Below are 12,728 nucleotides of genomic sequence, written 5' to 3'. Positions count from 1 at the left end.
TGTCCCACGAACAGGAGGGATGACTAGTGAGCACCTTTTTATTGGAAATTGTTACGCCGGAACATGTGGTGTTCTCCGAACAGGTGAATAGCCTGACCGTCCGCGGTGTCGAGGGCGAACTTGGGATTTTGCCGCATCACGTTCCGCTGGTAACACCGCTTCAAGTTGCTCCAATTGTGGCTAAATCCGGTGGAAATTCGACCACAATTGCGGTGCATGGTGGCTTTGTTGAAGTTCAGAAAGACAAGGTTATCATTCTCGCAGAAAGCGCTGAGCTTCCGGAGGAGATCGATGTCGATCGCGCGGTAGCTGCGCGAGAGCGTGCTGAGCGCAGGTTGTCTGCGGGCAGCAATCAGGATCGGATTGATCATCGTCGTGCTGAACTGGCTCTGCAAAGGGCTTCTACACGAATTAATGTGTCCGGCAACGCAAAGATCAAAAAGCATCATTAATTGCAAACCTAAAGAAAAACTGAACACCCCGGTGTTCAGTTTTTCTTTTTATGGTAGGAAACTATGGGGGCGAAGCATTGAAGGCAGTTTTGGTTTCATTAATAAGGGAAGTTGCGATCAGCCGCCTGTAATCCTCCGCCTGCAACCTTCATTAAAAAGAAGTATAAATTAGGAGGTAGTTGTAAAATGTAGTAATTAATAGTGGGTCAAAGTTGTTCCCCTAGCCCCTTTTTTGACCGACTTAAGATGCAATCTGTTTTGGGACATTGGCCTGATTCTGAATAATTTTAATGGAAGATGGTCAGCGGGGAAATGAGTGTTTTGCCATTTACTAAAGAATCAACAGTATGAAACAACGCACTGGAGCCTTGCTCTAAAACCTCTTTGCTATTCTTATGCACGAATAATGTCCCAGAACGTTTTGTGAGAGTTTTGGCAGAACTTGCCGAAGGAATTACGATAAATGCTGTATGGTTGACTTGAATGCATGAATTTGGATATAGTATCCACGGCTGCAAATTCGATGTAGCGGAATTAAACAATATTTTGTAACATAGAGCTATGTTGCTTCAAAGCAGAAAAATGTCGATTATGGGGAATGAATAAGCATCTATACGACCGAAGTGAGGCAAATATTCTGAGCGTGTTTTTGTGGATGCGGCACGGTCAAACAAGTTTTGAAAAAATATACAAATGGAAGTGCTGTGAGCGGAAAGAAAGACTGGATTATTATCACTCAGGCAAGTATGATATAAAGGGTCTATAAATTTTTTACATTATGCTTGCCGATATATATTTAGAGTGTATTAACCCTTTCCGGGGCGGTTGCATAAGTATAGAACAAGGCGGGGGGCACGGATATGAATCCCATGGATTCAGTACCGACTTCGGTTGGCATGAATGGCCTGACGGCCATTTTAATATCGCTGGCTTGCATTGTCCTGTCCTGGTGGGCATTGCAAAATCTCAAGCTGGATTTATTCATCCGGCATCCAAAGGGGCCGCAAGGCAAGCTGCTTCATTTGCTCCTGGCCATCGTGCTGGGACGGTTTGTTGCAGCCTTCATATTGGAGTACTTGGGATATACGCAGATGCTTCGCTATATGTTTTAATTCCTAAGTCTTTGGTTATAAGTGTGTTAGACTATTTGAGGTTAACGAGAATTTTTGGGGGTCTTGGGAGCCTGGATGCGTAATAATGCGCAGCGTGAAGTTTGTCGAATAACATCAAAACATTGTGTCAACAATGGTGAATAAGGATTATGCCAAGGGGAACTAGTGATTGCTTGCAAATAAGACGGAATTCTCTATGATTCGTGTTATTTCTACATGATTAGAGCCTTGTGCGCCTCAAGCTACCGATGATATGATGAAATTTAGGGAAATGAGCGGGATACCTTTATTTTGCATCGAAAATAAGGGTGAAAATGAACGCGCGGAGGGAAACAAAGATGAGCAAATTTATCGTCCGCGGCGGCAATATTTTGTCCGGGAACGTTAAAGTTAGCGGAGCTAAAAATTCAGTGCTGCCGATCATCGCAGCATCGCTATTGGGGGAAAAAGGCGTAAGCGTAATTCGTGATGCCCCGCCGCTAGATGATGTGATGACCATTATAAAAGTATTGGAATCGCTCGGAGCGGCCGTTACATATGATCGTGAAGTAGTTACGGTCAATGCGCAGAAGATCGCGAATTGTGAAGCGCCGTACGAATGGGTACGGAAAATGCGGGCATCTTTTCTCGTCATGGGGCCATTGTTGACTCGCACGGGATACACGCGAATTTCTCTCCCTGGAGGCTGTGCGATCGGTACGAGACCCATTGATCAGCATTTGAAAGGCTTTGAAGCGATGGGTGCCGAGATCAACTTGGGACAGGGCTTCATCGAAGCCAAATCGAATGGACGCCTGCGCGGAGCGAAGATTTATCTGGACGTGGCTAGCGTTGGTGCAACGGAGAATATTATGATGGCGGCTACTCTGGCCGAAGGAACGACGGTAATCGAGAATGCGGCGAAAGAGCCGGAAATCGTTGACCTCGCGAATTACTTGAACGGAATGGGCGCGATCGTCCGCGGTGCAGGAACGGGCGTCATCCGTATCGAAGGCGTGGAGAAGCTGCGCGGTGTCGAGCATACCGTGATCCCTGATCGTATTGAAGCAGGTACGTTTATGATTGCTGCGGCTACGACAGGCGGTAACGTGTTTGTAGAAGGCGCGATTGCGGATCATCTTGGACCTGTCATTGCCAAACTTGAGGAAATGGGCGCAAAGGTTGAAGTACACGAGAATGGTGTGCGGGTCATAGCGGATAAGCCGCTGAAGGCCGTAGACGTCAAAACACTGCCTTATCCAGGCTTCCCGACTGACATGCAGTCGCAAATGATGGCGGTTTTGCTTGTGTCCGAGGGAACGAGCGTCGTGACGGAAACGGTGTTTGAGAATCGTTTTATGCATGTGGAGCAATTTGCACTGATGAACGCAGAAATTAAAGTAGAAGGACGTACTTCCATCATCACGGGCGGAGCTAAGCTGAGCGGGGCCAAAGTATGCGCTACCGATTTGCGTGCCGGGGCTGCACTCATTATTGCCGGGCTCGTTGCTGATGGTACGACTGAAGTAAGCGGAACGCATCATATTGATCGCGGATACGTGAATTTGGCCGAAAAGCTATCTGGCCTAGGGGCAGACATCTGGCGGATAACTCTTGACGAGAAAGAATCCGCTGTCCAAAGCGATCGGGTTCCTGTCAATAAGAAGGATGAGCTCCCGATGCTCAAAGTACAACCGACCTGGGCATGATTGCGAATTAATTTCATAACCTATTGCTGTATTCGAAGACCGTGTTCTAGAGCATGGTCTTTTTTGCGTTTTGCGGCAAAGGGGATGGCGGGGATTTGTTCGGCTTTGCGATTGTGTAACAACGTTCATGCTGGGCGAGGCGGCCGGTGTGGGCACGGTGCGCACTTGGGCGAACAGACCGTAGATCCGTTATTTTACATAAAAGCTGCAAAATCTGGTGCGTATGGACCGTGGTTGCGTTATTCTGCAAAATGACCTCCTATTTATAAGAAAAGAGTGCAAATAAGGGCTTCAGGGTCCGTTAAGTATTTCAAATCAGTCAAATAAGCAGAAATAGTCCGTTAGCAAGGGGTCGCTGTGTTGAGTAGTGCTGAATCAATGCATTGAGTACATGTGCAGTGCATTGATTCAGCACAAATCCAGTCTACTGAGGAGTAAGCACAGAATATTGAGCGACAAGTACAGTTTAATGAGGAGCAGATATTTTAGGTTATGCTGGTGATCATATCAAAACTATGCGTTTCTCATATATTCGGGCAGAGCATCTGCTTCTTCCGGTTCTAGCAGGCGCGTGCGGATCATATCTATAAGTATAGCGAACAAAAAGTATAACGAATTCAATCGCTAGGGTCGCTTTAATTCCTTGCATAGGGAAGCCAGGCGACTGCAGCATGAATCGGGATGGAGGTTGCTTGCTTTGGATATTGATTCTCATAAGGAACCAATGATCGTCAATCTATCGGCTCGTAAAAATAAAAGAGAACGAAGCTGTGCGTCGATCGGGGATAGCTTGGAAAGCAGCAGGGGGCAGAAAGCGGCAGCTGGACAAGAGCAATTTATAGCTGGTGCAGGCGGTTATACGTCCTTGGCGGGAAGGCAGGGAGCGAAACAGATATCGTTGGGAGTGAAGGGTACACCGCATGCAGAAGATGGTGTGAATATGGCGGGAGCGGAGCTTGTATCGGAGCTGCGTAGCGTGCCGGGCGGCATGACGGGCGCAGCGCGGCCTAACGTGCTAGGCGGCCCAGGCCCAGCGCACCAGCTGCTCAACGCGGCATCGGTGCCCGCGCATGGCGCGTCCGGGCCAGGCCGCGTGCCCAGCGCGCCGCGCGCGCTGCGCCCGGTACGCGTGCGCGTCCCTGCCGGCACGCGCGCGTACCGTTCCTTCCGCTACGCCGGAAGGAACGGCGCCAAGCTCGGCGCAGCGCTGGCCTCGCTGGCCGCGGCGGCCGTGCTGCTGGCTGCCCTTGTCGGCAGCCGCAGCGGCGCTGGGCCCGCTCCAGCGCCGCTGCCCAGCGTTTCCGGCCAGCCCGCTGCGCCCGAGCTGGCCAGCGGCGCTGTGGCGGTGCCGCCCGCGGCCCAGATTCCGGCTGTGCCGGCCGCCAGTGAGCTGCCCCCGGTCAGCGTCTACCTGACCAAGACCGGGGGCATCGAGACGCTGCCGCTCGAGCAGTACGTGACCGGTGTACTGGCAGCGGAAATGCCGGCCGACTTCGAGCTCGAGGCGCTGAAGGCGCAGGCGATCGCCGCGCGGACATTCATCGTACGCCGCCTGGCGGAAGCGGATCGCAGCGGCGTACCGGTGCAAGGGGCGGACGTCGTTGATTCGATCGATCATCAAGCCTATCTGTCCAGCAAAGAACTGGACAAGTGGACTGAGCTTCGCAAGAGCGAGCAGCTGGCCAAGCTGCGCCGTGCGGTGGAGCAGACGAAGGGGATTATTATGACCTATAAAGGCAAGCCGATCACCGCTACCTTCTTCTCTGCCAGCGGCGGGTATACCGAGAATTCAGAGGAATACTGGTCGCTAAAGCTGCCTTATCTGCGCAGTGTGGCTAGCCCGTGGGATAAAAGCGTCAATCCATCCTTCAAAGAGACGGTAAGCATTCCGCTGAAGGAGTTGTTCGCCAAACTTGGACTGGAGGCATCTGCGCTGCCTGCAGCGGCTTCCCTAACAGATAAAGCAACGTCGGCACTTTTTCAAATCAAATCCTACACGGCAGGGCATAATGTCAAGACGATGCTCATAGGTGGACAATCCTTTACCGGACGAGAGCTGCGGGAGAAGTTGGGGCTGCGTTCCGCCCAGTTTGCAATGACCTCGGATGGAGACGACGTAAAGATCACGACATACGGCAGCGGACATGGCGTCGGCATGAGCCAGTGGGGAGCTCAAGGGATGGCGAAGCAGGGATACACGACGACGCAAATTCTCAAACACTACTACACCGGTATATCATTTGCGCAGGCCTCTGCATTGTTAGAACGCTAATTATTTTTAAAAATATTACTATAGTGGAAGTATAAAAGAGTCGCCCTCGGTAACACTGGTTATTGAGGTGATACCAATGAATGAACAAAAACCAAAAAATCAACCCCATGAGGAATCTCCCAAAAATATAATGGGCGAACCGGAAGCTCCGGTATCCGCATGGAAAAAAGTATTGTCCAAGAGATGGGTGTATCCGGCAGCATATGTGGCGGCAGCGGCAATTATACTAACCTTAGTGTGGGTCTATCAGGATGCAGGCCGCAAGCCTATGGAATCGACCCCCGCCAGCGTAACGGATACCGTCCAGCTTCCCGATGACGAAATTGTGCGGGACAACGTTTCTGACAAAACGGATGCCGCAAAGACAGCCAACACCGGGGATCTGATCTGGCCTGTAGCTAACGTTACTGAAGTGTCTGTCGTGAAGCCTTTCTATGAGAAGGAAGGTTCGGCGGAGGACCATCAGGCCGCGATGGTCGAGTATAAGGATACATTTACGCCGAATACCGGCATCGATTTGGCTCGCGAGGATGATAAGCCATTTGAGGTCAAAGCCGCGCTCGCCGGAAAAGTAACTCGGGTCGAAGAGCATCCGCTGCTCGGCTATGTCGTGGAAATTACCCATGCGGATAACCTGAAGACCGTGTACGAGAGCCTGACTGACATTAAGGTGAAGCAGGGGGCCGAGGTGAAACAGGGCGATATCCTTGCCAATGCCGGCCGCAATGAGATGGAGAAGGATCTTGGCAACCACTTGCACTTCGCGGTATATGAGAATGGCGAATTGCTCAACCCGGTTAGTGTGCTTCCCAAAAATTAAATTCCGGTCTGCCGGATTTGAAAAAAGGCGGAGAGCTTTACAGCTCCCCGCCTTTTTTTGCCGCTGAGGCTCCCTTTTGCAAAATAAATGGCCTTGTCCGGGCTTGTCAGGCCTTCGAAACCGAGAATATATGGGCACGCCCCTCATATAATGTACCAAACTATCTCGAGTAGGGAGGCGGGAGCGTGCACGATTACATCAAAGAACGGACGATTAAAATAGGGCGCTGCATCGTGGAGACTCGGCACACGGTTCGGACGATTGCCAAGGAATTCGGCGTATCCAAGAGTACGGTGCATAAAGATTTGACCGAGCGTCTTCCGGAAATCAATCCGGATTTGGCAGATCAGGTGAAGCACATTCTCGAATACCATAAGTCGATCCGCCATCTCCGTGGAGGAGAGGCGACCAAGATCAAGTATAAAAAGAAAGGGCAGACGAAACGCGAAGCCATCGGCTCGGCAAAATAACCCGCCTGAAGGTCACGGAACAGCAGGAATAACATTGAACACTTCCCCCAAAGTATGGTATTTTTAAATATGGCATGGAAAAGCAGATTTTTATCTATAAATCCCGAAATATAAAGGAATAGTTGGAGTTTTTGTCGAATAATATCGGAGTAATGAAGGGAAACTTCTACCAAATATTGAACGCATCGTTTTCCATGATTTACAAAATACGCTTTGGGGGAGCATCGGAATAATGGGCAAGGATATCGGTATTGATTTAGGTACGGCAAATGTATTGATTCATGTAAAAGGAAAAGGAGTCGTTCTCGACGAACCGTCCGTCGTAGCGATAGAAAGCGACACGAAGCGGGTGCTAGCCGTTGGCGAGGATGCAAGACGGATGGTAGGACGAACGCCGGGAAATATCGTTGCGATCCGACCGCTAAGAGATGGCGTCATTGCTGATTTTGAAATTACGGAAACGATGCTGAAGCATTTTATCAACCGGGTTGGGGGAAAAAGTTGGTATAGTCATCCCCGTGTTCTCATTTGTGCGCCAACGAACATTACGTCTGTAGAACAAAAGTCGATTCGCGAGGCTGCAGAGCATAGCGGCGCCAGAGATGTATTTCTGGAGGAAGAGCCGAAGGCGGCAGCTATTGGCGCAGGCATGGACATATACGAGCCGAGCGGTAACATGGTGGTCGATATCGGCGGCGGGACGACGGATGTGGCGGTGCTCTCGATGGGGGACATCGTCACGGCTTCGTCTATCAAAGTTGCCGGCGACACTTTTGACACCGCCATTATTAAATATATTAAAGCAAAGTACAAGTTGTTGATCGGAGAACGCACGGCGGAGGATATCAAGATCGCCATCGGTACGGTTCACCCATCAGGAGTGCTGGCCGAGCTGGATATTCGCGGGAGGGACATGGTGTCCGGGCTGCCGCTTACAGTGACGATCACTTCGAAGGAGGTTCAGGAGGCTTTGTCAGATCCTGTCGCATCAATCGTTGCTGCAGCGAAATCGGTGCTGGAACGGACGCCGCCGGAGCTGTCTGCAGACATTATCGACCGGGGGGTAATCCTAACCGGGGGAGGCGCCCTCTTGAACGGATTGGACGAGCTGTTAGCCGAGGAACTGCGGGTTCCGGTGCTTATCGCTGAAGATCCGATGCATTGTGTCGTTAAGGGCACAGGCATGATGCTTGATAATTTGGATAAAGTCATTAAGAAAAAATTCTAATTCGCCGATATATATATGAGAAAAGTCATTTGGGTCTTATAGGAGATCCATGTAGACAAGCTAAACAAGTTTGGAGGTTGTCCCATGTTAAGAGGACTCTACACTGCTGCTTCCGGCATGATCACGGAGCAAAGACGCCACGATACGGTGACGCAAAATATAGCAAATATCAATACACCGGGTTATAAGCAGATGAACAGCGTATCGCGCGCTTTTCCCGAAATGCTTGTTTCCCTCGTAGGCGACAGCACGCTTGGCACACGGCGGATCGGGAAGCTGAACACCGGGGTTTTCGTGGAGGAGAGTCTGCCATCTTATATGCAGGGCGACTTGACGGAGACGGGGAAGAACTCGGATTTCGCCCTCATCTCTAACATTAGTCTGGAAGACCCTGCAACGGGAGAACCTATTCCTTTTGACGCCTCGGGGAAATACGTAACCGAGGACGGCGAGATCATTTATCGCCCATCGGCATTTTTTTCCGTCATGGACGCAGGCGGCAATGTTCGGTATACTCGTGACGGAAGTTTTTATGTCGATCCTGACGGCGCGCTGCGCACCATGCAAGGTTACCAGGTGCTTGATTCGGAAGGAAATGCGATTATTCTCGGCTACGATCAGCCGATCGAGTCGCTGCAGATCGACCCCCAGGGCAACCTGCAAATCAATGGCGAGGCGATTGAAGTTCAGATGGGCATTTCGGTCGTTACCCGGCCGCAGGCGCTATTTCGTGATGGAAACGGCGTGTACCTCGTTCAGGATGAAGAGGCGGCGGGCATCCGGGAACTTCAGGATGGCGATCTCGTACAGGTGCAGCAAGGCTATATAGAGGGCTCCAACGTTAATCTTGCCCAGTCGATGGTCGATATGATGGCTGCGCAGCGGGCGTATGAATCCAATCAGAAAATGATTCAGTTTTACGATAGAAGTCTGGAAAAAGCGGTTAACGAAATCGGCCGTGTATAATAGGAGGGCCACATGAATAACTCAATGATCAGTGCCATGGTATCCATGAACGGAATTCAGCAGCGTCTGGACATGATTGCCGACAATATGGCTAACGTCAATACTGCCGGGTATAAGAGGAAGGAAGCGGCTTTCCAAGATACGCTGAACAGCGTAATGCAGCAGTCTTCCGATTTTCAGCTTGGCGGACGCGCTACTCCGCTTGGATTGAGTATGGGATATGGCTCCCGTATGTCGGAGTTGTCGGTGAACTTTAAACAGGGTACCCTGAAGGAGACCGGCAACATGACAGATCTGGCTATTGAGGGCAATGCCATGTTCCAGGTGCTGACCCTGGATGGAGAAGTCGGATTCACCAGAGCGGGCAACTTCAATGTCCAGCCTAACCCTGAGGATCAGGCCATGGGATATCTCGTCACGAGTCTGGGGCACCCGGTGCTGAATGATGAAGGCGAGTTGATCGAGGTTCCTACCGGCTCGAAGCTGCACATTGACGGGGCTGGGAACATTATCGCTGTGGACGGTGATATTGAAACAGAGGTCGGCCGTATTGGACTGGTGACTCCACTGCGTCCCGATGCGCTGATCCAGAAGGACAGCAGTCTATTTGTACTTCCACCGGGAGTACGGGAAGGCATAATTGCCGCTACTTCCGATCTTCCTGAGGAGGAGCAGGCGACGATTCGGCAGGGTGTCCTTGAGAACTCCAATGTCGATTTGGCAAATGAAATGGCTGAAATGCTAAAGGTGCAACGGGCTTACCAGCTTGCTGCACGAGCGCTAACTTCCAGTGATACGATGATGAATTTGGCCAATAACTTGCGCGGATAGGTGGAGAATTTCATGAGGCAAGACAAGAAACCGGTTAAGAAACGTTCCGGCTGGATTATACTCCTGCGGATCTTTCTCATCCTGCTGTTCCTTGGCCTGGCATTGTTTGGAGGAGCAGTTGTAGGTTATGTCGTACTCGGCAAGCAGGATATCAACAGTGTCCTGGAATGGAGTACATGGAGACATGTGTTTGACTTGGTATTTGCTCCTTAACAAGGTGCTAAATCATGAGATAATTGCAAATAATGACGAAAAGCTCCCGGAAATCGGGAGTTTTCTTTTTTAAAGCGGAAAATGTATAATGATGGGGGTGCTGTATGCCAGAAGAATAATCAAAAGGGCTTGATCGCATTTCCGGCATTATGCCTTTATGGATCAGCCCCTTATCTTAACCCTCGCTTCTGCAGAGGCGAAGGATAATTACAGTTTGGCCGTCCCCTGTCGTTTTTATACGGCAAGGCGAATGAAAATAGAATAATGAAGGGAGCAGTACATATGTTAGACTCGAAGCAAATTCAAGAAATCATTCCGCACCGTCCCCCATTTCTGCTGGTGGACCGGATTATCGAAATGGAGGATGGCAAGCGGGCCGTCGGCATTAAGAACGTGACGGTGAACGAGCCGTTCTTCGCGGGACATTTTCCAGAGTATCCGGTGATGCCGGGCGTGCTTATTACGGAGGCGCTTGCCCAGGTTGGAGCGGCAGCGATTCTTAATGTGGAGAGCAACCGGGGGAAAATTGGTTTTCTTGCCGGGCTTGATGGCTTTCGTTTTCGCGGACAGGTCGTTCCGGGCGACACCTTGCGTCTTGAGGTAGAAATTATCCGCCTTAAAGGCTCCATCGGCAAAGGCCGGGCGGTAGCTTCGGTGGAAGGCAAGGTCGTGGCGGAAGGCGAAATTATGTTTGCGCTCTCCTAAGCAGGAGCTATTTGTTACATTAGTGGCCAGTAAGCGGCTGTATACTTTATAGAGATAAGTTTAAGGAGGAGTTTGTAACCATGGCTGAATTGAGTCATAGCGTTGAAGAGAAAGTGAAGAGTTGGCTGAACGATCCATCTATCGACGAAGCGACGAAAGAGGAGTTGAAAGGATTAACTTCTAATCCTGCGGAACTGGAGGATCGTTTCTATCGGGATCTGGAATTCGGGACCGGTGGGCTGCGCGGCGTCATCGGAGCAGGAAGCAACCGCATGAACCGTTATACAGTCGGGCGTGCGACGCAAGGGTTGGCTCAATATTTGCTTAAGGTGCATGGGAATCAAGAAGGACGTCCGTCGGTCGTCATTGCGCATGACAGCCGTCATTTCTCCCCGGAGTTTGCGCTGGAGGCCGCATTGGTGCTGGCTGGCAACGGAATCGAAGCGAAGCTGTTCCAATCCCTCCGCCCAACGCCGCAGCTATCCTTCACGGTCCGCCATGTCGGAGCAACCGGCGGGATCGTTATTACGGCGAGCCACAATCCGCCGGAATATAACGGCTATAAAGTATACAACGCTAACGGCGGCCAGCTTGTTCCGCATGAAGCGGAGCAGGTCATCGATAATATCAAAGGGCTTACTTCCTTTGAACAAGTACAGCGTCTTACGAAAGAGGAGGCCGAAGCTAAAGGTCTGCTCGTTTGGCTAGGCGAAGCGGAAGACGAAGCATTTTTCGATACGGTGGCTGGCATGAGCTTGAATCCGGAGCTGCTGGCATCGGGCGCTGCCAAAGAAGTTGTCGTTGTATTTACGCCGCTTCATGGAACGGGAAATATTCCTGTGCGCCGAGTGCTGGATAAGCTGGGCTTCACACAGGTCCATATCGTCAAGGAGCAGGAGCAGCCTGATGCGGAGTTCTCGACTGTGAAATCGCCAAACCCGGAAGAACGGGAAGCATTCAAGCTGGCGATTGAACTGGGGGAGCAAGTAGGAGCTGACATCCTGATTGGCACGGATCCAGACGCAGACCGAATGGGTGCCGTCGTTAAAAATACAGCCGGCGAATACGAAGTTCTCACGGGCAATCAATCCGGAGCGATCCTGGTTCATTATATTTTGAGCCAAATGAAAGAAGCTGGAAAACTGCCTGGCAACGGTGCGGTTGTCAAAACGATCGTTACCAGCGAATTCGGCGCGGAAATCGCCCGCCATTACGGGGCCGAGGTGTTCAATACGCTAACCGGATTCAAATATATCGGTGAGAAAATGGATCAATTCGAGCAGTCCGGGGACTACACATATTTGTTTGGTTATGAGGAAAGCTACGGTTACCTGGCTGGAAATTATGCCCGCGACAAGGATGCAATTGTTGCCTCCACACTCATTTGTGAAGCTGCGGCCTATTATAAGCAGCAAGGCAAATCGCTGGTCGATGTCCTGGAGGAATTGTACGCGAAATTCGGTTATTACCGCGAATCGCTGGTGTCCCAGACACTGAAGGGCAAAGACGGTGTGGCGCAAATCGTTGCGTTGATGGAGAAGTTCCGGAGCGAGCCGCCGCAAGTTATCGGGGATATTCGGGTAACCAAGGTAGAGGATTATTCCCTTGGCCTTTACGGGCTGCCGAAGGAGAATGTATTGAAATTTTCTCTTGAGGACGGTTCGTGGTTCTGCCTTCGTCCATCCGGCACGGAACCGAAGATTAAATTTTACTTCGCGGTGCGGGGAACTTCCAGTGCGGATGCCGCCGCTCGGTTGGAGCGCATCCAGGAAGAAGTGCTGAAACGCGTTAATGCCTAAATTTGAGGGTTGATGGCCTTAGGTGTACTGATGCATTATATGTACGGTAGCCTATAGAACTGTGCGTAAGAAATTCGTTTGAAATCAATCGCGATCGCTTCGCGAGATGTTTGATTTTGCCCTTTCCCGGGGAATTCGGCCAAGCGGGATTCAAACTGGGAGGGGCGGGATT

At 50.9% G+C, this 12,728-nt stretch carries 12 protein-coding genes; all 12 read left to right on the top strand.

Annotation, left to right across the window (positions count from 1 at the left end; translation table 11 throughout):
• Positions 1–26: 26 nt before the first annotated feature.
• The 12 genes from ACYUJT_RS22310 to ACYUJT_RS22255 all read left to right on the top strand — a co-directional run bounded on the left by ACYUJT_RS22310 (position 27) and on the right by ACYUJT_RS22255 (position 12,556).
• Positions 27–452 carry a F0F1 ATP synthase subunit epsilon gene (locus ACYUJT_RS22310; protein ID WP_460326477.1) on the top strand — a complete coding sequence of 142 codons (426 nt, stop codon included), beginning with the start codon at positions 27–29 and terminating at the stop codon, positions 450–452.
• Between the two features lie 860 nt (positions 453–1,312).
• Positions 1,313–1,564, top strand: a complete 252-nt coding sequence (locus ACYUJT_RS22305) for a DUF1146 family protein (protein ID WP_155612155.1) — start codon at positions 1,313–1,315, stop codon at positions 1,562–1,564.
• 338 nt (positions 1,565–1,902) lie between these two features.
• The gene (murA, locus tag ACYUJT_RS22300) at positions 1,903–3,252 is read left to right on the top strand and encodes a UDP-N-acetylglucosamine 1-carboxyvinyltransferase (RefSeq protein WP_460326474.1); all 1,350 of its coding nucleotides are present in this window, start codon (positions 1,903–1,905) and stop codon (positions 3,250–3,252) included.
• 697 nt (positions 3,253–3,949) lie between these two features.
• Positions 3,950–5,524 carry a stage II sporulation protein D gene (gene spoIID, locus ACYUJT_RS22295; protein ID WP_460326472.1) on the top strand — a complete coding sequence of 525 codons (1,575 nt, stop codon included), beginning with the start codon at positions 3,950–3,952 and terminating at the stop codon, positions 5,522–5,524.
• Positions 5,525–5,600: 76 nt separating this feature from the next.
• Positions 5,601–6,344: a peptidoglycan DD-metalloendopeptidase family protein gene (locus tag ACYUJT_RS22290; RefSeq protein ID WP_460326469.1), complete on the top strand. Its 744-nt coding sequence runs from the start codon at positions 5,601–5,603 to the stop codon at positions 6,342–6,344.
• A 185-nt stretch (positions 6,345–6,529) separates the two neighbouring features.
• The gene (gene spoIIID / locus ACYUJT_RS22285) at positions 6,530–6,814 is read left to right on the top strand and encodes a sporulation transcriptional regulator SpoIIID (RefSeq protein ID WP_055106095.1); all 285 of its coding nucleotides are present in this window, start codon (positions 6,530–6,532) and stop codon (positions 6,812–6,814) included.
• 229 nt (positions 6,815–7,043) lie between these two features.
• A complete protein-coding gene (gene mreB / locus ACYUJT_RS22280) occupies positions 7,044–8,042 on the top strand; it encodes a rod shape-determining protein MreB (protein WP_460326542.1) in 999 nt (332 codons plus the stop codon).
• An 84-nt stretch (positions 8,043–8,126) separates the two neighbouring features.
• Positions 8,127–9,008 (top strand): flagellar hook-basal body protein, encoded by an 882-nt coding sequence (locus ACYUJT_RS22275; RefSeq protein WP_460326467.1) that lies wholly within the window; start codon positions 8,127–8,129, stop codon positions 9,006–9,008.
• Between the two features lie 12 nt (positions 9,009–9,020).
• A complete protein-coding gene (locus ACYUJT_RS22270) occupies positions 9,021–9,839 on the top strand; it encodes a flagellar hook-basal body protein (protein WP_460326465.1) in 819 nt (272 codons plus the stop codon).
• 12 nt (positions 9,840–9,851) lie between these two features.
• On the top strand, positions 9,852–10,052 hold the full coding sequence (locus tag ACYUJT_RS22265; RefSeq protein ID WP_460326463.1) for a DNA-directed RNA polymerase subunit beta: 201 nt from the start codon (positions 9,852–9,854) through the stop codon (positions 10,050–10,052).
• 282 nt (positions 10,053–10,334) lie between these two features.
• Positions 10,335–10,757, top strand: coding sequence for a 3-hydroxyacyl-ACP dehydratase FabZ (gene fabZ, locus ACYUJT_RS22260; RefSeq protein ID WP_155612498.1), 423 nt, complete (start codon positions 10,335–10,337; stop codon positions 10,755–10,757).
• 80 nt (positions 10,758–10,837) lie between these two features.
• Positions 10,838–12,556 carry a phospho-sugar mutase gene (locus tag ACYUJT_RS22255; protein ID WP_460326460.1) on the top strand — a complete coding sequence of 573 codons (1,719 nt, stop codon included), beginning with the start codon at positions 10,838–10,840 and terminating at the stop codon, positions 12,554–12,556.
• The last annotated feature ends 172 nt before the right edge of the window (positions 12,557–12,728 follow it).

This window comes from Paenibacillus sp. YSY-4.3 (assembly GCF_054767475.1).
The sequence above is the reverse complement of the archived record's forward strand: the minus strand, read 5'-3'. Positions and strand labels throughout refer to the sequence as shown.